Raw genomic sequence first — 21,836 nt, 5'->3', positions numbered from 1 at the left:
GCATTTTGCTTTCAAGTAAATTAATTGCTATATTATGCCGCCGTCCGGCTGATGCTGAACAGGCTGTTGAAGATTCCGTTGGATAGGCCCGGTGTATTATAGATGATAAACTGCAAAAATGAAGAGTCAAGTGTTTGCTGGATAAACCAGTTATTTTGGAAAGAATTGCACATTGACAGCATAATGTAGACCACGAAGTAGCTGGCAATAAATGAGACAATTGCTCCTAAAACCCCGTCAAGCAGCGTGCCAAAACCTGTGGCGTGCGGATTTCTAGCCGGTACCCAGCTCTTAAACATTTTTTTGAGCATCTTGCCGATGAAAAAAATGATGAAGAAGGCCAAGAAGCGGAATAGCATTAAGTTGGTGCTGGTTGGCAGGTTTGTCTGAATGTATTGGCCGGTGAATTCGGTATACAGCCAATTACCAAACGGATTTTGCAGGAAGATGGCCACAATAAAAATAATTGCCGAAAAAACCAGATTGACAATCAATTTGGTGAAACCAGTCTGCCAGCCGCGGTAAGTTTTAAGGGCAAGGTAGGCCAAAACAATAAGGGTAATAATCATATTTTTCTCCTTTTGGGTCACATTATAGCTTATTTTTGCTTCTAAGGCTTTGACGATTCCGTTAAAATAATTCATAATTAAAGGGAAGTTTAAGCTTTACAATAAGCTTTATTTAGCGTTAAATTTAAGTGATGTGAAACAAGGTTTCACGGGTGAAAGATGAATCCGGAACAGTTTATCCAAGAACTAGCAAAACATAATTGGCAATTAAGACAAGAGCAAAAAGAACAATTTAAACTTTATTTTAAGGATTTAGTTGCTGCTAATGAGCACGTTAACCTCACGCGCATCACTGCGGAAGACGATGTTTATTTAAAGCATTTTTTTGATAGTATAACACCGCTGCTGGCTTTTCGGGATGTGTTTACGAAAAACGCAACTTTGTGTGATGTTGGTGCGGGTGCCGGCTTTCCGTCTATTCCTTTGAAAATTCTGCTGCCGGATTTGCAGGTGACAATTATTGATTCTTTGGGTAAGCGGCTGACTTTTTTAAAGGAATTAGTTGCTAAGCTGAACCTGACTGGCATTACCCTAGTTCATGGCCGCGCCGAAGATGTCGGCCAAAATAAAACTTACCGGGAACATTTTGATATTGTGACGGCACGCGCTGTTGCCAACATGGCCACACTGAGCGAATACTGCTTGCCCTTTACCAAAAAAAATGGCAATTTTATTGCCCTTAAGGGTCCTAAGGCCGATGCGGAGCTAAAGGACAGCCAAAAAGCAATTTCGGTTTTGGGCGGCAAGGTTCTGGCAGTTAAAGAACTGCAGCTGCCGCATGCTTCTGAAGAACGCACGTTAATTTTAATTAAAAAAGTAAAAGCAACACCAAAAAAATATCCACGTCAGGCCGGGACACCCAACCGCAAGCCAATACATTAATAGGAGGGCTAATATGTCAATTTTTTCTTCTTTACGGCATCATGAGGAGATTCCTAAAGATAAACAAATTCAAGATATCGAATTAAGCAAAATTAAAGCCAACCGGTTTCAGCCGCGGCATAATTTTTCCGAGGATTCGATTAGGGAGCTGGCGTCGACGCTTGACAAGGAAGGCTTGCTTCAGCCGATTATTATTCGTGAATTGGGTGACAACTACGAAATTGTTGCGGGTGAGCGGCGTTATCGTGCAGCCAAAAGTTTGGGCTGGAAAACAATTCCGGCGATCGTTAACAATATGGGTAACGAACAGGCAGCCTCGCTGGCATTAGTTGAGAATCTGCAGCGCGAGGATCTTAACCCGATTGATGAAGCCCAGGCCTATGATAATTTATTGAAGCTAAATAAATTGACACAGACCGATTTGGCACAGCAAATCGGCAAATCGCAGTCCTATGTTGCGAATAAAATGCGTTTGTTAAAATTGTCGCCCAAGGTGCAAAGCTATATAGCGAGCGGACAAATTTCACCGCGGCATGGGCGCTGCCTGGTTAATTTAAATGAACAGGATCAGGGTAGGGTTCTAGACGAGATTTTAGCAAATAACTTGAATGTTCAGGAAACAGAAAAAATTGTCAAGGATGTTCCCGCTTATTTTGCGAACAAGGCTAAGAAAGAAAAAGACCGCGAAAAGCAGGAAAAAAAGAGTCACGTTGTTAACCGGATCCCGAAAGATCTGAAAGTGCAGATCAATACGATTAAGCATGCGGTCAAACTGGCTAAAGAATCCGGCATCAAGGTAAAGGTCAAGGAAAACAATGATCCTGATGATTATACGATTACGATTGAGTTGAAAAGGAAGTAGGAAGGCATGGATGATATGGTAAATGTAATTTCGGTTGCTAACCAAAAGGGCGGTGTCGGTAAGACAACGACGACCATTAATTTGGCGGCCGCAATTGCTGAGCGTGGCTACCACGTTTTAATTGTCGATATTGATCCCCAGGGGAACGCTACTTCTGGTTTGGGAATTGAAAAGTCGGAAATTGAGCAGGACATATATAGTGTGCTGATTAATGATGTACCGATTAAGGAGACGATTTTTCATACTTCCACTAACAGACTTGATTTAGTCCCGGCGACAATTAACTTGTCTGGTGCGGAGACCGAGCTGATCAGCATGATGGCCAGAGAAACCAGATTAAAGTCCGCTCTTGATACTGTCAGCAATGATTACGATTTTATTTTTGTTGACTGTCCGCCGTCTCTTGGCCAGCTTTCGATTAATGCATTTACCGCTTCGGATTCAATTTTAATTCCGGTGCAAAGTGAATATTACGCAATGGAGGGTCTCAGCCAGCTTTTGAATACCATCCGTTTGGTGCAGAAGCATTTTAACAAGGATTTGGGCGTTGAAGGGGTGCTCTTGACAATGCTTGATTCGCGGACCAACCTAGGCGCAGAAGTGGTTAAGGAAGTGCAGGCTTACTTTAACAAAAAAGTCTATAAGACAATCATTCCGCGGATTACTAAGCTGGCCGAGGCGCCAAGCTACGGCCAGTCAATCGGTGAGTATGCCCCTAATTCACGGGGGGCAAAAGTTTACGATGACTTAGCAAAAGAGGTGCTCAAAAATCATGACAAGAAACTCAAAAAGTAAAAGTCCCAAAAAGAAAAGCGGTCTAGGTCGCGGCCTGGAAGCCCTATTTGAAGATGAACCGCAGCTTGAGCAAGCCGATGAAGAAATCCAGGAAATTTCTTTGGCAGAAATCCGGCCCAATCCCTATCAGCCGCGGAAGAAGTTTGATGATAAGACCCTAAAAGAATTATCCGATTCAATTAAAGAAAACGGGGTTTTTCAGCCGATTATTGTCCGCAAGTCGGTTAATGGCTACGAAATTATCGCTGGTGAGCGGCGTTACCGTGCTTCCAAGATGGCAAAGAAAGAGACCATACCAGCAATTGTCCGTGATTTCGACGAAAGCCAGATGATGGAAGTTGCCGTCCTGGAAAACCTGCAGCGTGAGGATTTGACACCTTTGGAAGAAGCCCAAGCCTATGAAATGCTGCAGAAAAATCTGGGCTTAACCCAGGAAGAAGTTTCCAAACGCATGGGCAAGTCCCGGCCCTATATTGCTAATTACCTGCGGCTATTGACACTGCCTTCCAAAACCAAGCGGCTTTTGCAGCATGGTGATTTGTCGATGGGGCAGGCGCGGACACTGCTTGGCCTGAAAGATAAAGAAAAAATTGATGATCTTGCCAAGCAGGTGGTTAAGGAAGGACTGCCTGTGCGCAAGGTCGAAGCACTGGTTGCGGCAATGAATGCGGATAAGCCGCAGAAGAAAACTATTCGCAAGTCGCCGTTTATTCGGGCCAGTGAAAGTCAGCTGGCGGACAAATTTGGTACCAATGTGAATATTTCCGAAACCAAGAAGGGTAAGGGCCACCTGTCGATTGGTTTTGATTCGGTCGCTGACCTGAACAAGATTCTTGCTATCCTAGGTGTTGATTTAGATGAATAAAACGGATGAATACAGCTTGGCCGATACGGTGCAGATGAAAAAGGCTCACGCCTGCAAAAGCAATGACTGGGAAATTTTGCGCTTGGGCGCAGACATTAAGCTTGAATGCATGGGCTGCAGCCGCATTGTCATGATGCCGCGGTCCGAGTTTAACCATAAATTGAAAAAAGTTTTAACTAAAGCAAACGACCCACTCAATGCCAAAAAGAAATTTTATGTTCCTAAAGAGCAGATAAAGCTGCCTAATTAAATAGAAGAAAGAGGTTAAATATGTCGTTAACTGCTGGAATTGTTGGTCTGCCGAATGTTGGCAAATCAACTTTATTTAATGCGATTACTAAGGCCGGTGCGGAGATGGCCAATTATCCGTTTGCCACAATTGAGCCCAATGTCGGCATGGTGGAAGTGCCGGATAAGCGGCTGACGCGGATTCAGGAATTGATTCCGGCCAAAAAGATTGTCCATACAACATTTGAATTTACCGATATTGCGGGGCTTGTTAAGGGGGCTTCCAAGGGTGAAGGCCTAGGCAACAAGTTCTTGGAAAATATCCGGCAAACTGATGCCATTGTCCATGTTGTCCGTGCCTTTGAAGACGGCAACATCACGTCGGTAACCGGAAAAGTCGATCCCGAAGAGGACATCAATACGATCAATTTGGAGTTGGCGATTGCCGACCTTGATGCAGTTAACCGCCGAATTAATAAGGTGAAGAAAATTGCCCAGCAGAATGATAAGGAAGCAAAAGCCGAATATGCAGTTCTGCAAAAGATCAAGCCGGTGCTGGAAGAGGGCAAGGCTGCACGTTCAATTAAGTTTACCGATGATGAACAAAAGATTGTTAAGGGCCTCTTTTTGCTGACTACTAAACCGGTAATTTATGTTGCCAACATTGCTGAGGACTCAATGGCTGATCCTGCCAGTGACAAGTTTTACCAGATTGTTAAGCAGCACGCCGACAGTGAGGGGGCGGAGTGCTTAGGCATTTCGGCCGCAACTGAGGAAGAAATTGCTGGGCTTGACGGCGATGAAAAACAGGAATTTTTGGAAGCCGAAGGCGTAACCGAGTCCGGCTTGGACAAGTTGATTAGGGCGGCCTACCATATTCTTGGCTTAAGAACCTTCTTTACGGCTGGCGGACCAGAAACGCGGGCCTGGACTTTTCATAAGGGGATGAAGGCGCCGCAGGTTGCCGGGGTAATTCACTCGGACTTCGAGCGCGGCTTTATCCGGGCCGAAGTCGTTTCCTATGCTGACCTTGACAAGTACGAAACGATGCAGAAAGTTAAGGAAGCGGGCCGGCTGCGTCTTGAAGGTAAGGACTATGAGGTTCAAGACGGCGATATTATTGAGTTTAGATTTAACGTTTAGGAGAGATTAATGGCTGAAGAGAAAAAAGAAGAAACCACTTCTAAAGTTGATGTTGATGAACAGGAAAAGTTAAAGAATAAGACCGCAGTCGTCAATAAAGACGAAGAAATAAAGCACATGACCGCCAAAGAACTCCGGCCAATGCTCAGCAATAAAAATTCCGACTATGTTTTCCGTCTGCAAAAAGAGCTGGAGGAACAGGGCCAGATGTCCAGTGAAGAAGCTGCCCAAAAAGTTGATGCACACTTAAATGAAATTATTATTGCTCAGCATCACGGACAGCCAGCCGGCACCTTCTATAATATGTCGCCCAAGTTAAAGGCGGCAGCAATCCTTAAACCAAAAGAAATTGGTCCGGAAGACATTCCCACTTGGCAGTATGTTGTTGACAGTGCTCTTCTTTACGTTGCGATCTTTGTCGGGATTTTTGGAGTAATCGGCTTGTTCCAAACCGGCAAGCAGGCGTATAACTCGCAGATGGGTATTCTTAGCCTGGTCAGTGTCGGGGCAATTATTGGCTGGTTTACGGTTAAATATAATGATTGGATTTTGCCGGCCACTTCTGATAAGAGCAAGAAGATTCCGTGGGGCCGGGTGATTGTCAGCATGCTGGCTCTGGTAGTTGTCCTGTTTGCCTGGCTTGGTCTGCTTTCGATTCCTGCGGTACAGGTGATCAACCCAATTTTGCCGGGAATTGATAATATTATTGTTGCTGCCGCTGCTTACGGTATTCGCTGGCTCTTTAGACGGCATTACCACATTAGGTGGTCAACGTTTACCAGAACAACTTCAAGCAAATAGGGTGCTTATTGCGTAAAAAAAGTATATAATGGTTAACTAATGTTAAGTAAAAGATAAATAGGTAAGGTTGCCTATTTATCTTTTTTTAAAGCTTTTTGTGCGTATTAATACGTTTAGAAGGAAGATGTTGTTTAATGCTCAATACGCTACGGAAATCAATTCGGCAGTATAAGAAATTAACGCTCTTATCGCCCGTGTTGGTTACCGGTGAAGTTATTATTGAAATGCTGATTCCATATTTAGTTGGGATTTTGATTGACAACGGAATTATGAAAGGGAATATGCCTTATATTGAAAAATGGGGCTTAATTCTTCTTATTTTGACAGTTTTTTCGGTTGCTTTTGGAATGGGTGCAAGTTATGCGTCTGCCCATGCGGCGGCTGGTTTTGCGGCTAACCTGCGCAAAGACATGTTTTATCATGTTCAGGACTATTCGTTTGAAAATATTGATAAATTTTCTAGTGCCAGTTTGGTAACGCGGATGACCACCGATGTCAACAATATCCAGATAGCCTACCAAATGTCGATCCGAATTGCGGTTAGGGCGCCGATGATGCTGATTGTTTCGGTGGTTATGTCGATCATCATTAGCCCGCGGCTGTCTCTGATTTTTTTGGTTGTTGCACCTGTTTTTGCAATTTTGCTCGGCTTGATTATCAAGGCTGCCTACCCGTATTTCCCGAAAATCTTTAAGGGTTATGACCAGATGAACCAAGTGGTCCGGGAAAATATCCGCGGTATTCGTGAGGTCAAGACTTACGTTCAGGAAAAACCACAAATTAGAAAGTTTGAAAAAGCTTCGGGCTTTATTTACAAGCTGTATGCAACAGCGCAGAAAATTATGTCCTTGAACTCGCTGGTTGTCACGGCGGTTTTAAATATTACCAATTTAGCGATTTGCTGGTTTGGGGCTAAAGAAATTGTTGGCGGCGGTTTACAGCCAGGCCAATTAATTTCCATGTTTTCTTATTCTAATTCGGTTTTGTTCAGCCTGAACATGCTGGCAATGATTTTCACACAGCTGGTTGTTGCTGGTGCCAGCGGCAGGAGAATTGCGGCAGTGATCAACGAAAAGCCGACGATTAAGGATCCAAGAAAGCCGCTGAAGACAGTAAACAACGGTGAAGTTGTCTTTGATCATGTCAACTTTAAATACGATCCTTCTGATAAGGCCTATGCCCTAAAGGATATAAATTTGAACATTCGGCCGGGTGAAACAATCGGGATGATTGGGAAAACCGGGTCTTCCAAGTCCACGCTCGTGGCGATGATTCCCCGTCTGTACGACGTGATGTCCGGGGCGGTGCGTGTTGCCGGGCACAATGTGAAGTCTTATGACTTGAAGACGCTGCGTGATAATGTAGCCATGGTTCTGCAGAACAATGTTTTGTTCTCCGGGACAATCAAGGATAACCTTAAGTGGGGGAACGAGAATGCTAGTGACGAGGAAATTCTTGTCGCTGCCAAAATTGCCCATGCCGATGATTTTATCCAAGAGATGCCTGATAAGTATGACACAGTGGTTGAGCAGGGCGGAAACAACGTTTCCGGCGGGCAAAAGCAAAGAATTACGATTGCCCGGGCACTGCTCAAGAATCCTAAGATTTTAATTCTTGATGATTCGACTTCTGCGGTTGATACCCATACTGAGCGCGAAATCCGTGAAGCGTTAGCCAAAGATCTGCCGGAAACGACCAAGATCATCATTTCGCAAAGAATTGTTTCCATTAAAGATGCTGACCGCATTGTTGTGATGGATGAGGGCAAGATTCAGGATATTGGAACTCATGAAGAATTGATGAAGAGCAACGACCTGTACAGTTCGATTGCTAAGTTCCAAGAAGAGCAAGGAAAGTAGGTGAGCAATTTTGGATAACGCAGTAGAAAATAAAAAAGTAAACATGAAAGGTAAGCACGTCCCAACCTTGTGGCGTTTGCTGAAGCTGATTGTTAGTACCAGCCCGTGGATGCTGATTGTTTCAATGATTTCGGTTGTTTTGGCAGCCGGTGCCAGTGTTGCTGGCTCGCTTTTTATTGAAAAACTGATTAATAACTACATTACACCGTTAACTAAGGAAGCCCACCCGAATTTTGGCCCGCTTCTTGGTGCACTTGAGATAATGTTTGGCGTTTATGCGATTGGCTTTATCTCTAATTATTTGTTTTCTGTTTTAATGAGTGTCCTGGCGCAAAAAGTGCAGTATCGTGTCAGAAATGAAATGTTTATTCACATGGAAAGTCTGCCGATTTCGTACTTTGACCAAAATGATTACGGCGATATCATGAGCCGTTACACCAACGATATCGACACGTTGATGCAGATGATTTCCCAGTCAATTCCGCAGTTCATGAACTCGCTGTTAAACATTGTCTTTGTAATGGCGGCAATGCTTAGCCTGTCTTGGCAGCTGACAATTTTTTCATTAATTGTCTTTGCCCTGTCACTGGGAATTGTTAAGGTTTTAACCGTTAAGTCCAGCCACTACTTCCAATTACAGCAAAAGGAAATTGGTCAGGTTAACGGTTATAACGAAGAAATGCTTAATGGCCTGAAAGTCATTAAGGTCTTCAGTCATGAACCAGATGTTGAAGCTGATTTTGATAAGTACAATGAGTCGTTGCGTGTCGTTTCCGGCAATGCTCACATGTATTCCACAATTTTGTTCCCGATTATGGGCAATATGGGGAATCTGTTATACGTATTGATTGCAGTCATCGGCGGTGCAGCAGCCATTAACCGCTGGGCCCCACTATCGCTAGGAGTTATCGGCGCCTTTTTGCAGCTGTCGAAGCAGTTTGCAATGCCGATTGCCCAAATTTCGCAGCAGTTGAACTCGATTGTAATGGCTTTAGCCGGTGCGAAACGAATCTTTGATTTGGAAGACCAACCGGTCGAGATTGATAACGGCGACGTAACGATTTCCAAGGACCAAAATGTCAAGGGAACTTGGAACTGGAATGTTCCGCAAAAAGACGGTTCGGTCAAAAAAGTTACAGTTAAGGGTCACATTGTGTTTGATCATGTTAACTTCAGCTATGATCACCATAAGCAGATTTTGCACCATATTTCGCTTGATGCTAAACCGGGAATGAAGGTGGCGCTGGTTGGTGAAACTGGTGCCGGTAAGACGACCATTTCCAACATGATCAACCGCTTCTACGAAATTGATTCGGGAAAGATCACCTACGATGGTATTCCGATTAGCCGCATTAAAAAAGATGACCTGCGCCAGTCTTTGTCGATTGTTTTGCAGGATACGCACATGTTTACCGGGACGATTATGGATAATATTCGCTTTGGTAATCCTGAGGCAAGTGATGACGATGTTTACCAGGCAGCGCGCTTGGCCCACGCCGATGAATTTATTCACCAGCTTGATGATGGTTATGAGACAATTATCGATGGTGAAGGCGGCGACCTGTCACAGGGACAGATGCAGCTGCTCAGTATTGCACGGGCAATGATTGCCGATGAGCCGGTCATGATTTTGGATGAAGCAACTTCCAGCATCGATACCCAAACCGAAAAAATGGTTCAGGCCGGGATGGACAACCTGCTGGCCGGTCGGACAAGTTTTGTGATTGCCCACCGTCTGTCAACGATTGTCAATGCCGATTTGATTTTGGTGCTTGATCACGGTCACATTATCGAAGCGGGTAACCATGACCAATTGCTGGCCAAGAAGGGCTACTATTACGAGCTTTATACCGGGAAGAAAGAAATTCAATAAATTGCTCGGTTAATTACTGTAGTATTTTTATATTAATATAGTTTTTCTTATTAAATTAATACCGACCAAAACAAGAGCAGATAGAAGCATATCACTTCTACCTGCTTTTTTATTTAAAATGTTTTGTTGCCCTTTCCTAATCTTTTTGATTATAGAATTTGATAATCAGATTTTTAAGAGTGTTAACTATGCTTTTGATTGTTGAATTACAATTTCGTCGATATGAAATTCCAAAGCTGGCATTAAACAAATTTTGCGGAATAGGAATTAATTTGTACTTACTTTGGGGAATCTGCAAACGCGGTAAAACAAAAGGCAGAGTAATGGCAATTTCTGAACCGTGCAATGCGGTAAGAGTGGCAGCAATGGTATTCGGCACAAAAATTGTTGTATTTATATGAATATTGTTATCAGTAAATAATTGGTTGATGATATCTTGAAAATAAGATCTTCCAGAAAGCCCTATAAAATTGCAATTTTCGAATAAACTTAAATTTTTATTCAGATCAATATTTGATGAAACCTTGGAATAAAGTGAATTTGCTTTAGGAATTAAAATTAATGGCGACTCATTTTTGGTAATTGGTAAGGTTATTATTTCCTTATTAGTAAGAGCTGACCCAATAAAAATATCTGTTTTGTCTTCTAAAAGTGAACGAAGAGCCACATAAGTGGTCTGCTCATTATTATAAAATATAGTATTTGGAAATTCGGCTCTAAGCTTAGTGAATATTTCTGCCCCCATCAGTGTTGCTAATGGCTGATTAAAGGTAATCGATGTAATGTTATTGCGATTCTTGGCATACCAGGACATTTCATCGTTCAGTAAATTTTTTTCGTTGATTAATCGTGTAAGATGCTTAAGCATATGACTTCCTGCAGGAGTTAACTGAATGGGATTTTTGCTTCTTGCTACTAAAGTTACATTATATTTACTTTCAGTAGACTGCAAGATTTGACTGACATACGGTTGGCTGACATATAATTTTTGGGCGACTTGAGTAATGGTTGAGCAGTATTGACATTCAACTAGAATATCAGCTAAAGTTTCGATTTTGGACATTGCTTCTCCTTTCAATAAGTAAACTATTATAACTTTTGTTGAAACAGTAATTTGCTAACTATTGAGCATTGTAACATAATAAATTATATAAAAATAGATAACTAATTGATACAGGAGAAAAAGCAAATGGTAGATTCTTTAAAATGGCAGGCCGTTTATGATGTTGTTGTATTAGGTTTTGGTGGAGCTGGGGCAACCGCTGCCAGATTTGCGGCTGACAAAAATAAACATGTTTTATTAGTAGATGTTGCACCGTTTGGTCATGAAGGTGGAAACACAAGATATGCTGGACAAGGCGTTAATGCGGTTAGTGATTATGACAAAATGATGACATATTATAACTGTTTAACTTATCCAATGACATTGTCAGAAGACGTTAAAAAAACCTACGTTGCTGGCCTGGTTAATAATGAAGATTATTTCAGAAAATATTTAGGGATAGAGCCAGTTAGTCCAACAGATCCAAAATTGAAAAGTCAGGTTGTTGAATATCCAGAATTCCCAGGTCATGAAGTGAATAATGCGCTCACTGTACATAGCGGTGCATTTGATGCTGCTTTATGGAAAGTTCTGCGGCAAAAGGTTATTGATAGAAGAGATAATATTGATGTTTGGTTAAATTCACGAGCACAAGAACTTATTCAGGATACTGACCAGAGAGTTTTGGGTGTTGAAATTAAAAGAGATAATGCAATTATTAGGGTTGGTGCGCGAAATGGTGTTGTATTAGCCATGGGTGGATTTGAAAATAATAAGGAAATGATTCAAAGCTACCTAGGTGAAGCATATTTGTCACCAATGGGCTCTTTGTATAATCGTGGTGATGGAATTTTCATTGCACAAAGAGCCGGAGCAAAAATGTGGCATATGAATAATTATGAATCTTACAGTATGATGCATGGCCTATATTTTGCAATACCTAATGCTAAGAGAAGTAGACAAATTTATTGGGAAGCAGGTCCTAATGACGGTGGGGTTGTCGTTGTTGGCGATGATGGTACACGTTACTTTAATGAGGCTGAACATGCGCGGCATGGACACATCTATAGTCATGGAACCTGGCGTCATGCGCCATTAAGTGTGAAACCATATATGATTTTTGATCAAACGCAATATGAAGAATTTAAAAAACATCCTTTTAAAGGTGTTGATTTAGATAAATTGCTGATAAAAGCTGATAGTATTTCTGAATTAGCCCAAAAACTGACTTTATCAAATAAAAAATTGAATCAAACGGTTAAGACTTATAATAAATTTGCTAAATTAGGTATAGACTATCAATTTGGCCGCGCACCTGAAACTATGCGGCAACTAGATCGGGGACCATATTATGCTGTTAGAATGGTGAACACAGTTTTAAATACACAAGGTGGACCTCAAAGAAATGGCAAAGCGGAAATTATTGGCCAGGATAATCAGCCTATTGAACATTTATTTGGTGCTGGGGAATTAGGTGGCATAACCGCTAATTTGTATCAAGGTGCAGGCAACTTAGCTGAATGTCTTATTTTTGGTAAGATTGCGGGCGAAAATGCTGCTGCGACAGATGCAATCCAATTACATGCGGATGATGATAATTATCAAAATATTAATGATTTAATTAACGAGGAACAAGTAAAAAAGGTGCCTTTATTGGATCACCAGTATCTTGGTGAGTCTAGTAACGGTATTGGTGGGAAAATAATTGTAAAAGTAACATATGATAATGATACAATCAAGAAAATTAAAATAGTTCAAAGTCATGAGAGTGAGGATATTGGCTTAGCTGCCCTTGAAACTCTGCCAAAGGAAATGGTTGCTAATAATACAACGGATGTTGATGCTGTAAGTGGAGCTACTGCTACTAGTCGTGCACTTAAAGAAGCAGTCCAAGATGCCATTTCCAAAAGCAAGTAATAATATCTAAATAATTAAAGTCCCCAATTAATGTTTGGCTAAGGACTGGCTTCTGAAAGTTAATCAGCGCCAGTCCTTTTTGCTACAATTTCAATTGCTTAATTTTGCATATTGAAAGCGGTTGAAGTATGACTTTTTTTAATAAAGAGTCGTACTTTATAGTTTATTTTTGTAAAAATGGTTAAAATGTAAGTATTAAGGCTAATTTTTGGTCCGCACGAAATTTACTAAGAACCCATGAAAGAGAGGGATTTTCTCTATGAAAATCTTAGTTGTTGATGATGATAAAGAAATAGTAGAGTTGCTCAGTATTTACCTTAAAAATGAAGGTTACGAAGCAGTCACGGCTTACAGCGGCAAGGAGGCCATCACTAAGCTGACCACCACGCCGGACATTGCGCTGATGATTTTGGATGTCATGATGCCCAACATGAGCGGGATTGATGTGATTAAGGAAGTCAGGAAGGATTCAGACATTCCGATTATTATTGTGTCGGCCAAAACCGGTGACATGGACAAAATTCAGGGCCTGATTACCGGTGCCGATGATTATGTTTCTAAGCCGTTCAACCCGCTGGAAGTGATGGCACGTGTGCGCTCGCTTCTGCGGCGCAGCCAAAAGCAGGTAAAGGATGAAAAACCGGATGTGCTGGAAGTGGGGCCGCTGATTATTAATCGGGATTCGCATGAGGTTAAAACGATCGACGGCAAAGATATTCAGTTAACCGCCCTTGAATTTGGTATTTTGTACCTGCTTGCGAGCCATCCGAACCGGGTCTTTTCAGCCGATGAAATTTTTGAGCGTGTTTGGCAGCAGGAATCGGTTGTATCGGCCAAAACCGTCATGGTTCACGTCTCTCATTTGCGCGACAAGATTCAAAAGGCCACCGGCGGCGAGGATGTTATTCAAACCGTTTGGGGCGTTGGCTATAAAGTTGAGGCCTAATTAATGGCAAAACAGCGTGTGAAGCTAACTGCGGCCGAGAAAAGCGAGCTTTTTGCCGAAGCAGTCATTACCATTGTTTTGCTGCTTCTGCTGGACTTGTCGGTTGTCATTCTGATTTATTTGACCGTTTTGCAAAATAAAAACCTGGTTAACGGGATTTTTTTCCTAAAAAAGACGATCACCTTTGCCGGCGGGCATCATTTATGGTCGTGGCATAATATTTTTATCGGCATTATGGCCGTGGGGGACCTGCTGGTTTTATACTGGCGCCTGATTCGTCGCTACCACCAAATGCAGCTGCGCCACGTTATTTCCGAGCTGCACTATATCGCTAATGGTCACTTTGATCACACCATTTCTTTTAAGGTGAAAACAGACCTGCAAAAAGTGATCGATTCGATTAATTCTCTGGTGGATAGTACGGTCACCGCAATGAACGAGGAAAAAGCGATTGAAAAGTCGAAAGATGAGCTGATCAGCAACGTTTCGCACGATATCCGCACGCCGCTGACATCGATCATTGGCTATCTTGGCCTACTTAAGTCGGGGATTAGCGACCTCGCAGACCAGCAAAAATACATTGACATTGCATACAGCAAGGCAGAGCAAATGAAGTCTTTGGCGCACGATCTGCTGGAATACACCACCTTGCAATCGACAACAACCAAACTTAATTTGGCGCCGCTGCACCTCTATTCAATGCTGGAACAAGTGGAAGCCGGGTTTGAATTAGAGGCCGAAAAAAAGCAGATTGGTTTTAACATTGAAGTGCGGCCAAAAGATCTGACAATCCAGGCCGATCCGGAAAAATTGGTGCGTGTTTATAACAATTTAATCACCAATGCCTTGAAATATGGCAGCGGTGCAACCCAGATCAACCTGATTGCTAATCTAGTTAACAAGTCGCAGGTAGAGTTGCGCGTGGAAAATAATGGTGCGAAGATTCCGGCAGATTCGCTGAAGAAGATCTTTGACCGCTTTTACCGCGTGGAAACCTCACGCAATACTAAAACCGGCGGTACCGGCCTGGGCTTAGCGATCACCAAAAGTATTGTCGATTTGCATCACGGCCAAATTCGCTGTGAATCCGATGATAGTTGGACGCGCTTCATCATAACTTTGCCGCTGGGCTCAAGCAAGGCAAAAAATACGGCTTAGCTGTGGTATAATTTTGACAGAATGATAAAGTCTATTCAAGGAGTATAGCAGCATGAGTATTTCTTTAAATACCTGTATTTTAATTTTAAAAGAGCACCACTTGCTTAAGTCAAGTGCGGTTCAGGATGCACTCGCGACCAAGATGGAATACGTCTCGTATGATTCGCGCGACATCCAGACTAATACCCTCTTTTTCTGTAAGGGTGCGGGCTTTCGGCCGACATATCTATCAATGGCCAAAGATAATGGAGCAACCTGCTACGTGGCCGAGCAGCCCTATCCTGAGGGCAAGGGCATGCACGCGTTAATTGTGCGCAACGTTTCTAAGGCGATGGCTTTGTTGTCGGCGGCTTTTTTCCGTTTTCCGCAGGATGATCTGTTTGTGGTTGCAATCACTGGAACCAAGGGCAAAACGACGACGGCATATTTTTTAAAGGGAATGCTCGACCGGCTTAACGGCGGGAAAACCGCGCTGATTTCTTCGGTTAACGATGTGGTTGGGACTAAACCCGAGGATAATTTTAAATCCAGTCTAACAACACCGGAATCGTTGGATTTATTCCGTGATATGCGCCGGGCCGTTGACAATGGCATGACTCACCTGGTGATGGAAGTTTCCAGCCAGGCCTATAAGAAGAACCGAGTTTTTGGGTTGACGTATGATTTGGGCTTTTTCCTGAATATTTCACCCGACCATATTGGGCCAAATGAGCATCCTAACTTTGCCGATTACCTGCACTGCAAATTGCAGCTGCTGGTCAATTCGCGCAAGTGTATTATTAATGCGCAAACCGATCACTTTGCCGAAGTTTATGCGGCGGCCACTACAACTACGCAGCCGGACAGCATCTACCTGTTTTCCGAAGAGGGCTATGCTAATCCTGCTTTGCCCCAGCCGGTTGATTTTCAGTATTCAGCGCAGGAAACAGACATGACCGAAACCCGCTTTAGTCTGCTGTGTGCCACCGATAAGGCGCGTCAGGTTAAAATTAATGGCGATTATACCTTGCAGATGATTGGGGATTTTAACGAGTCAAACGGAACGGCCGCAATCATTGGTGCCGGTCTTGCGGGAATGGAACATGATGAGTGTGCCAAGGGTATTCGCCACGTGACAATTCCAGGCCGAATGCAGACTGAAAAAACCAAAGAGCACGGCATTGTTGTTGTTGACTATGCCCACAACAAGGCGTCGATGGTTGCGCTGATGAGTTTTATGCGGCGCGAATTTAATGATCCCAAAATCATTGTGGTCGTTGGTTCTCCCGGCGATAAGGGGGTATCACGACGGGCTGGCTTCAGTGAAAGCTTGAGCGGCTATGCCGATAAGGCTTTCTTAACAACTGATGATCCCGGATTTGAAGATCCGTTGAGTATTGCCAAAGAAATTGATGCTGGAATCGACCATTCCAAATGTGATGTAACGATTGAGTTGGACCGGGAAAAGGCAATTCGTGATGCCATCAGCATGGCAACTAAGGATGATGTTGTCTTAATCTGTGCAAAAGGTGCCGACAGTTTCCAAAAGATTCGCGGGGTTAATACACCGTATCCGTCAGATATTGTTGTTGCCCAAAAGGTGATTAACGAGTTGGAAGGCGAAAACGGCCACTTTTAATTATGAAACATTTTTTTAGTATTATCGGCGGGATGGGGACGATTGCCACCGAAAGTTATGTGCGCTTGCTCAATCACCGGGTAAAAATCACCTGTGATCAGGACTACTTGAATTATATTTTGGTCAATGACGCGCAGGTCCCGGACCGGACGGCCTACATCAAGGATCATTCTCAGCCTAATTTTTTTAATGCCTTGCGGGATGATGTCCTGGGTCAGACCAAATTGGGGCCCGACTTTTTCGTAATGCCGTGCAACACCGCCCATTATTTTTATAATGATTTAACAGCGTTAACCGATATTCCCTTTTTGCATATGATGCGTATCGCAGTTCATAAATTTGTTGAAGATTATCCTAATGAAGAAAAAATTGGCTTGATCGCTACCGAGGGCTCAATTTATGATCACTTATACGCAGATGAGATTGCGGCAGTGGGACGAAAGGCCGAACTCGGCGGTCCGGAGATTCAGCCCTTGGTGACTAAGCTGATCTACTCTAATATTAAGCAAAAAGGTAAGGTTGATCCTAAGCTTTACCACCAAATTTTGCAAAAGATGCACGATGATTATGGCTGCAAGGTGATTTTGCTGGGCTGCACGGAATTATCGCTGGCGCAGGAAAAAGCACCGGATCATCCGTATAACGTGATTGATCCCCAGTCAATTATTGCTGATGTCGCAATTGAATTAGCATTAAAGATTCGCGGCGGGATGGATCCGAAAGTGGCGACAAAAAAATATCTGTATAAGTAGCTGACTGCTTATGCAGATATTTTTATTTATTCCTCATTTTAATCGTAAACAATCACCGGGTCGTGGATAAGTACATTCTGCCAGACCAGGTAAATTTCGCTCGGCTTAATGTTGATACAGCCATGAGAACCACCGCGCAGATAGGCCGTTTTGCTCCAATCGGTCCGCCAGTTTGCATCGTGCAAGCCGCAGCCGGTCAGAGTAAAGGGCATCCAATATTCAACCTTCGAAGCATACTTGGAGCCGTCGCTGTTGCGTCCGCGCAAGACGGCGTGTTTCTTTTTGTAGTGAATGTACCAGACACCGACCGGGGTGCGGTTGCCCTTATTGTCGTTTTTTGTGCCAGTGACGACATCATTAAGGTGAACAGCGATTTTATTCTTTCTGATAATCCATAACTCCTGTCTTTTAAGTGAGACAACGATGTAATTTTGGCCGATGCCCTGGTTTGGCTCATTGTAACCTAAGCCGTACGTGCTGTAACCCAGACCGTAGATATAATCTTCGCCGTCTAGTGTTTTGGTTCCATCCAAAAAAGCCCGCTCTACGGCTTTTACCGCCTTATCGACATTAATGCCCCAGCCGTAACTTTCATTTTTAATTGTGATGGTTTTGCCCTTGATCTTATCTCCGACTGGAACCGCAAACTTATAGCTTTTGTGCAGCGTGGAAACATCCTTATCGATTTCACTGAGTTTATCGGTTAGATTTTCGACATTTGAAAAAAGATATTTGCCGTCGCGAAATTTGGCTTCATTGATTAGCTTGCTTGCCTTTAACTGATACTTTTTGTTTGCAACCTTGTAGGTTAGACTTGCCCGGCTGATCTTTGTCAATTTTGCTTTGGCATCAAGCAATGCTGTATTTGTGAACTTGTAATTTTGTTTGCTCGGCTGCTTGGTGTGCTGCTTTTTAAAATAATCAGCGGTGGCTGTCTGCGTAATCGTGCTCACCGAATCATCATGTGCCAGGCTAACGGTGCCGCTTTCCAGCAAAACAATGTTATTTGCTTTGCGGTTAATTTTTTTTGTTGCCTGCTTCACCGTTAGGTTGCCAACGGCAACACCGTAAATGGTCACGTTAGGATTAAAATGGTTAGTGGCGAACTGCTCGGTCTTTTTTTGTTCGGCTGCGTTGTGATTGGAAAGAAAAAAACCTAAAATCAACGCTAAAATGAGAATTATTCCGCCAATAATCAGATATAAAGTATACCGTTTGTTTTGCTTTCTTAATTTTTGTTTTGCGTGCATGATTTGCCTACCAATATGTCAGTTTGACGAATAAACTTTGCATATTCCAGTTTATCATTTATTATATATTAGTAAAGAAGCTAGAGGGATAGCAGTTTGGTCAACTTTAAAGAAGGTTAAAAAATGGCAATGGATAATGAACCAATTGTTTTTCAAATGAAGATTGCTAAAAGTAAGCCGCATTCATATCGTCCGGCCGCAAAGGGTGTCACCAAAAGATGCCCTTTTTGTGACGTTGCGGGCTTGACGGATATTTACGAACAGCAGGGTGAGATGATCTGGCTGCATAACAAATTTCCGACTTTGCGTGACACCTTGCAGACGGTGTTAATTGAAACTAGTGATCATGAAGGCGACATCGCCAATTATTCAGTGGCTGCTAACCGTAAGTTAATGCGCTTTGCCTTGACCTGCTTTGAAAAAGTAAATAAAAGCGGCCACTTTGTGTCCGTTGTCTGGTATAAAAATTTTGGCCCCAATTCCGGCGGCTCATTGGTCCACCCGCACATGCAGATTGTTGGTTTTGAAAAAGTAAATGCGTACAAGTACCTTCATCCCAATAATTTCGAAGGTAAAACCCTCTTTAAAACCACGGAAGTTGAGGTTAATATTGCTGAGTACCCGGTTCAGGGCTATACGGAACTAAATATTAACCTGCTGGATAAGCGGGGGCTGAGTTTGTGGGCGGATTGGATTAGGAGCGGTGCGCGTTACATGCTTAACGTTATGTTTAATGGTCGCTGTGATTCCTATAATTTGTTCTTTTATCCCAGGCAGGACGGCGGCATCTGTGCCAAATATATTTCGCGCTTTGCGGCACCGCCCTATTTTGTCGGTTATAAGTTATCACAGGTGAATGATGAAGTGACACTAATGCAAGAGGCACACCGCTTTCGCCAGTTTTTTGCTGATGGGTCAAAACTGGAATAGTTGTTTTAACTGGTTACAGCAATAATTACTTAAGATTTTCTAATGTGTTTGAAACCGTCAATTTTTCGTGCTAGCATTATTATCTATAAAGCGCTTTCTTAATAAATTTTTTTAAAAAGTAATAGGAGAAAAACAATGACGCAAAATCGTGTTAGTGAAATTTTAAATATCAAATACCCGATTATTTCTGCAGCAATGTGGGGCTTAACCAATGCCAAAATGGTTGCTGCCGTTAGTGATGCAGGCGGTCTAGGAGTTCTTGGGCCGATGCCGGGGCAAAAGCCAAGTAATGGTCTGGACGAAGCTGGTGAAGTGATGCGCGAGCAGATCAGGGAGGTCAAAACCTTAACTGATAAGCCGTTTGCGGTAAATATTATTGCCGACGACAGCGGCGCTAATTCCGGTATTTCCAGTGATTTGTTTGCCGTTTACTTGGATGTGATGATTGAAGAAAAGGTCCCTGTGGCCTTGGTAGTTGGTCATTTATCCAACCATGAATTTTTTGACAAGCTTCAGAAAAATAATATCAAAATTATTTACCGGCCAAATGAAGCCGATCCGAAGTTGATCAAGCAGGCAGAAGAGATGGGGCTTGATGCGATTATTGCTACCGGACTTGATGAAGGCGGCGGCTTGCCGATTAATCCTTGGCTGGCCGGAACTTTTTCGGTTGTGCCGCGCTTTGTCGATGAAGCAACGATTCCGGTAATTGCGGCTGGCGGAATTACCGATGGGCGCACTGCCAAAGCGGCAGTGGATCTGGGAGCAGAGGGTCTTTATATTGGAACCCGGTTCTTAGTTACTAACGAGAGTCCGCTTGCTGAAAATGTGAAAGACTTGATTGTAAAATCGAAGCTTGAGGATTTGGTCTACCTGCCGGATCCTACTTCGGAAACGATTCGGGCAATTAAGACGCCAAAATTGCCTGAGATTATTAAGCGGATCAGCAGTGGTCAAATCAGCGGCACTTCCACTTTGCTTAACGGCATGTTAAAGGGTGATTTGGACAATGGCACCGTGGTGACAGATACTGGTCTTTCGCTGATTCATTCGGTGAAGTCGGTTAAGGAAGTAATTGATGAGCTTAAAGTAGCATTTGAATAATTGGTTTTGCTAACAAACTTAGCGTGGATAAAGTACCGTTCATTATTAATTTAATGGATGGTATTTTTGCAAAAGAAGGTGCTAATTATGGAAAAGTTTGAATGGATGAAGCGTTATATTCAGGCTGCAGACGGTACTGCAGAAAAGGGCATTGCTGAAGATAAGCTTACGGAATTAGGGATTATCCCGGCACAGCCAATTGTTGATGACAGTAATTGGGATGATTTTTGGAATCAATTTAAAAGATAAATGGACTAATAGACAAAAGTTGTTGAAAAAGTAAAATTTTCAACAGCTTTTTTATTTTTCAAACAAGTAATTGTAGCGTTCAATTTCCATTTTTAAAATTGCGGCGCTTTTTTTATCGCCCATTTCTGCCATCAACCTGATTTGGTCTTCAACCTTTTTGCGGTCGCCTTGGCACAGAGCAATACGGTATTTGATGAAAACCAGTTGGTCATATCGGTTTAATTCGATTGCTAAATCTTCCGCCAGGTGCAGGTTTTGCAGTGCCTTGGTTAAGTCGCCGCCGCGCATCTGCACAAAGGCGGTGTTGATAATAAAATTGAGCTTTAGTTCTTGCAGGAAGGGATACTTCTCGTTGATGGTTTTGACTGCCAAATTGGCAATTTTCCGGGTGGTATCGTCGTCAAAGATAAAAAAGACGCCGTTTAGCATGTATAAATCTAAGATGTTCCAGGTTTCTAGCTTAGACAAATAATTTTGCCATATGGGAATGATCAATTTGCGTGCATTTTCGATGCCGCCGGACTTGTTTAAATTGTCGTCGTTAACGGCAAAGATGATGGTGCTGATGCGGTCAACATCGGGATCGCCTGCTAGCTTAGTACATTTAGCTAAAATGTCGTTAACAGTAGCACTGCCGCGGTGGTTAAAGTAATTGATGAAAAGATAAATGATCTCGGCTTTGGGGCTAAGCCGGTAATTGCCGCGGATATACTGAAATTCGTCTTGGGACAGGCCCATTCTTTCAATTAAAAAGACCGCTTCGTTATAAGTTAATTCTTTGGCATCGTGTTCGATTTTAGAAATGGCGCTTCTGTCAAAAGAATTGCCGGCAATCGTTTTTTGCGTGATGCGGCGCGCGATGCGGACGTCGTGAATGGCCTGACCTGGTGTTTTCATTGTTTCACCTCAATGTGTGCGATATTGGCACAGAATAAGAATAATGCCTTTTTCTAGCTATTATAACAATTAACAACTGTTAAATCGTTAGAAGGA

Annotated in this window: 21 protein-coding genes; 17 read left to right on the top strand and 4 right to left on the bottom strand. The window is 42.8% G+C overall.

Annotated features, from left to right (window positions below; translation table 11 throughout):
- Positions 1 to 32: 32 nt before the first annotated feature.
- Entirely contained in the window at positions 33 to 569 is a 537-nt protein-coding gene (locus PT285_RS09945; RefSeq protein WP_277150179.1) for a CvpA family protein, read from the bottom strand.
- Positions 570 to 728: 159 nt separating this feature from the next.
- Here PT285_RS09945 and rsmG point away from each other — a divergent pair, with 159 nt between their 5' ends.
- The 9 genes from rsmG to PT285_RS09900 all read left to right on the top strand — a co-directional run bounded on the left by rsmG (position 729) and on the right by PT285_RS09900 (position 9,877).
- A complete protein-coding gene (gene rsmG / locus PT285_RS09940) occupies positions 729 to 1,451 on the top strand; it encodes a 16S rRNA (guanine(527)-N(7))-methyltransferase RsmG (RefSeq protein WP_277150177.1) in 723 nt (240 codons plus the stop codon).
- 13 nt (positions 1,452 to 1,464) lie between these two features.
- Complete coding sequence (gene noc / locus PT285_RS09935) at positions 1,465 to 2,313, top strand: nucleoid occlusion protein (protein WP_277150175.1); 849 nt, start codon at positions 1,465 to 1,467, stop codon at positions 2,311 to 2,313.
- 15 nt (positions 2,314 to 2,328) lie between these two features.
- Positions 2,329 to 3,108: a ParA family protein gene (locus PT285_RS09930; RefSeq protein ID WP_277150689.1), complete on the top strand. Its 780-nt coding sequence runs from the start codon at positions 2,329 to 2,331 to the stop codon at positions 3,106 to 3,108.
- Positions 3,086 to 3,973, top strand: a complete 888-nt coding sequence (locus PT285_RS09925) for a ParB/RepB/Spo0J family partition protein (RefSeq protein ID WP_277150173.1) — start codon at positions 3,086 to 3,088, stop codon at positions 3,971 to 3,973. Before PT285_RS09930 ends, PT285_RS09925 begins: the two co-directional genes overlap by 23 nt.
- Entirely contained in the window at positions 3,966 to 4,223 is a 258-nt protein-coding gene (locus PT285_RS09920; RefSeq protein ID WP_277150171.1) for a DUF951 domain-containing protein, read from the top strand. Before PT285_RS09925 ends, PT285_RS09920 begins: the two co-directional genes overlap by 8 nt.
- A gap of 20 nt (positions 4,224 to 4,243) precedes the next feature.
- Positions 4,244 to 5,344: a redox-regulated ATPase YchF gene (ychF, locus tag PT285_RS09915; protein ID WP_277150169.1), complete on the top strand. Its 1,101-nt coding sequence runs from the start codon at positions 4,244 to 4,246 to the stop codon at positions 5,342 to 5,344.
- A 9-nt stretch (positions 5,345 to 5,353) separates the two neighbouring features.
- Complete coding sequence (locus PT285_RS09910; RefSeq protein WP_277150167.1) at positions 5,354 to 6,145, top strand: DUF1129 family protein; 792 nt, start codon at positions 5,354 to 5,356, stop codon at positions 6,143 to 6,145.
- Between the two features lie 134 nt (positions 6,146 to 6,279).
- The gene (locus tag PT285_RS09905) at positions 6,280 to 8,004 is read left to right on the top strand and encodes an ABC transporter ATP-binding protein (RefSeq protein ID WP_277150165.1); all 1,725 of its coding nucleotides are present in this window, start codon (positions 6,280 to 6,282) and stop codon (positions 8,002 to 8,004) included.
- Positions 8,005 to 8,014: 10 nt separating this feature from the next.
- Positions 8,015 to 9,877, top strand: a complete 1,863-nt coding sequence (locus PT285_RS09900) for an ABC transporter ATP-binding protein (RefSeq protein WP_374211473.1) — start codon at positions 8,015 to 8,017, stop codon at positions 9,875 to 9,877.
- A 136-nt stretch (positions 9,878 to 10,013) separates the two neighbouring features.
- On the opposite strand, the gene PT285_RS09895 is transcribed toward PT285_RS09900, so the two are convergent.
- Positions 10,014 to 10,940: a LysR family transcriptional regulator gene (locus tag PT285_RS09895; protein ID WP_277150163.1), complete on the bottom strand. Its 927-nt coding sequence runs from the start codon at positions 10,938 to 10,940 to the stop codon at positions 10,014 to 10,016.
- A gap of 126 nt (positions 10,941 to 11,066) precedes the next feature.
- On the opposite strand from PT285_RS09895, the gene PT285_RS09890 reads away from it, so the two are divergent.
- From PT285_RS09890 to PT285_RS09870, 5 genes are all read left to right on the top strand, one after another.
- Positions 11,067 to 12,836 (top strand): FAD-binding protein, encoded by a 1,770-nt coding sequence (locus PT285_RS09890; RefSeq protein WP_277150162.1) that lies wholly within the window; start codon positions 11,067 to 11,069, stop codon positions 12,834 to 12,836.
- A 259-nt stretch (positions 12,837 to 13,095) separates the two neighbouring features.
- Positions 13,096 to 13,782 carry a response regulator transcription factor gene (locus PT285_RS09885; protein WP_277150160.1) on the top strand — a complete coding sequence of 229 codons (687 nt, stop codon included), beginning with the start codon at positions 13,096 to 13,098 and terminating at the stop codon, positions 13,780 to 13,782.
- Between the two features lie 3 nt (positions 13,783 to 13,785).
- Positions 13,786 to 14,940 (top strand): cell wall metabolism sensor histidine kinase WalK, encoded by a 1,155-nt coding sequence (locus PT285_RS09880; protein WP_277150158.1) that lies wholly within the window; start codon positions 13,786 to 13,788, stop codon positions 14,938 to 14,940.
- Positions 14,941 to 14,992: 52 nt separating this feature from the next.
- A complete protein-coding gene (locus tag PT285_RS09875; protein WP_277150157.1) occupies positions 14,993 to 16,558 on the top strand; it encodes a UDP-N-acetylmuramoyl-L-alanyl-D-glutamate--2,6-diaminopimelate ligase in 1,566 nt (521 codons plus the stop codon).
- Between the two features lie 2 nt (positions 16,559 to 16,560).
- Positions 16,561 to 17,310 (top strand): aspartate/glutamate racemase family protein, encoded by a 750-nt coding sequence (locus tag PT285_RS09870; RefSeq protein WP_277150154.1) that lies wholly within the window; start codon positions 16,561 to 16,563, stop codon positions 17,308 to 17,310.
- 38 nt (positions 17,311 to 17,348) lie between these two features.
- On the opposite strand, the gene PT285_RS09865 is transcribed toward PT285_RS09870, so the two are convergent.
- Complete coding sequence (locus PT285_RS09865) at positions 17,349 to 18,560, bottom strand: L,D-transpeptidase family protein (RefSeq protein ID WP_277150152.1); 1,212 nt, start codon at positions 18,558 to 18,560, stop codon at positions 17,349 to 17,351.
- Between the two features lie 129 nt (positions 18,561 to 18,689).
- Here PT285_RS09865 and PT285_RS09860 point away from each other — a divergent pair, with 129 nt between their 5' ends.
- From PT285_RS09860 to PT285_RS09850, 3 genes are all read left to right on the top strand, one after another.
- Complete coding sequence (locus PT285_RS09860) at positions 18,690 to 19,490, top strand: DUF4931 domain-containing protein (RefSeq protein ID WP_277150686.1); 801 nt, start codon at positions 18,690 to 18,692, stop codon at positions 19,488 to 19,490.
- Between the two features lie 135 nt (positions 19,491 to 19,625).
- Positions 19,626 to 20,594 (top strand): nitronate monooxygenase family protein, encoded by a 969-nt coding sequence (locus tag PT285_RS09855; RefSeq protein ID WP_277150150.1) that lies wholly within the window; start codon positions 19,626 to 19,628, stop codon positions 20,592 to 20,594.
- Between the two features lie 87 nt (positions 20,595 to 20,681).
- Positions 20,682 to 20,843: a hypothetical protein gene (locus tag PT285_RS09850; RefSeq protein ID WP_277150148.1), complete on the top strand. Its 162-nt coding sequence runs from the start codon at positions 20,682 to 20,684 to the stop codon at positions 20,841 to 20,843.
- Between the two features lie 51 nt (positions 20,844 to 20,894).
- Here the strand turns inward: PT285_RS09850 and PT285_RS09845 are convergent, their stop codons facing one another.
- Positions 20,895 to 21,740 carry a hypothetical protein gene (locus PT285_RS09845; protein ID WP_277150146.1) on the bottom strand — a complete coding sequence of 282 codons (846 nt, stop codon included), beginning with the start codon at positions 21,738 to 21,740 and terminating at the stop codon, positions 20,895 to 20,897.
- Between the last annotated feature and the right edge of the window lie 96 nt (positions 21,741 to 21,836).

The organism is Lactobacillus sp. ESL0791 (assembly GCF_029433255.1).
GTDB lineage: Bacteria > Bacillota > Bacilli > Lactobacillales > Lactobacillaceae > Lactobacillus.
The sequence above is the reverse complement of the archived record's forward strand: the minus strand, read 5'-3'. Positions and strand labels throughout refer to the sequence as shown.

Coding starts and splice junctions, on each gene's coding strand:
- PT285_RS09945 (WP_277150179.1), bottom strand. CDS start 569: ATGATTATTACCCTTATTGTTTTGGCCTACCTTGCCCTTAAAACTTAC.
- rsmG (WP_277150177.1), top strand. CDS start 729: ATGAATCCGGAACAGTTTATCCAAGAACTAGCAAAACATAATTGGCAA.
- noc (WP_277150175.1), top strand. CDS start 1,465: ATGTCAATTTTTTCTTCTTTACGGCATCATGAGGAGATTCCTAAAGAT.
- PT285_RS09930 (WP_277150689.1), top strand. CDS start 2,329: ATGGTAAATGTAATTTCGGTTGCTAACCAAAAGGGCGGTGTCGGTAAG.
- PT285_RS09925 (WP_277150173.1), top strand. CDS start 3,086: ATGACAAGAAACTCAAAAAGTAAAAGTCCCAAAAAGAAAAGCGGTCTA.
- PT285_RS09920 (WP_277150171.1), top strand. CDS start 3,966: ATGAATAAAACGGATGAATACAGCTTGGCCGATACGGTGCAGATGAAA.
- ychF (WP_277150169.1), top strand. CDS start 4,244: ATGTCGTTAACTGCTGGAATTGTTGGTCTGCCGAATGTTGGCAAATCA.
- PT285_RS09910 (WP_277150167.1), top strand. CDS start 5,354: ATGGCTGAAGAGAAAAAAGAAGAAACCACTTCTAAAGTTGATGTTGAT.
- PT285_RS09905 (WP_277150165.1), top strand. CDS start 6,280: ATGCTCAATACGCTACGGAAATCAATTCGGCAGTATAAGAAATTAACG.
- PT285_RS09895 (WP_277150163.1), bottom strand. CDS start 10,940: ATGTCCAAAATCGAAACTTTAGCTGATATTCTAGTTGAATGTCAATAC.
- PT285_RS09890 (WP_277150162.1), top strand. CDS start 11,067: ATGGTAGATTCTTTAAAATGGCAGGCCGTTTATGATGTTGTTGTATTA.
- PT285_RS09885 (WP_277150160.1), top strand. CDS start 13,096: ATGAAAATCTTAGTTGTTGATGATGATAAAGAAATAGTAGAGTTGCTC.
- PT285_RS09880 (WP_277150158.1), top strand. CDS start 13,786: ATGGCAAAACAGCGTGTGAAGCTAACTGCGGCCGAGAAAAGCGAGCTT.
- PT285_RS09875 (WP_277150157.1), top strand. CDS start 14,993: ATGAGTATTTCTTTAAATACCTGTATTTTAATTTTAAAAGAGCACCAC.
- PT285_RS09870 (WP_277150154.1), top strand. CDS start 16,561: ATGAAACATTTTTTTAGTATTATCGGCGGGATGGGGACGATTGCCACC.
- PT285_RS09865 (WP_277150152.1), bottom strand. CDS start 18,560: ATGCACGCAAAACAAAAATTAAGAAAGCAAAACAAACGGTATACTTTA.
- PT285_RS09860 (WP_277150686.1), top strand. CDS start 18,690: ATGGATAATGAACCAATTGTTTTTCAAATGAAGATTGCTAAAAGTAAG.
- PT285_RS09855 (WP_277150150.1), top strand. CDS start 19,626: ATGACGCAAAATCGTGTTAGTGAAATTTTAAATATCAAATACCCGATT.
- PT285_RS09850 (WP_277150148.1), top strand. CDS start 20,682: ATGGAAAAGTTTGAATGGATGAAGCGTTATATTCAGGCTGCAGACGGT.
- PT285_RS09845 (WP_277150146.1), bottom strand. CDS start 21,740: ATGAAAACACCAGGTCAGGCCATTCACGACGTCCGCATCGCGCGCCGC.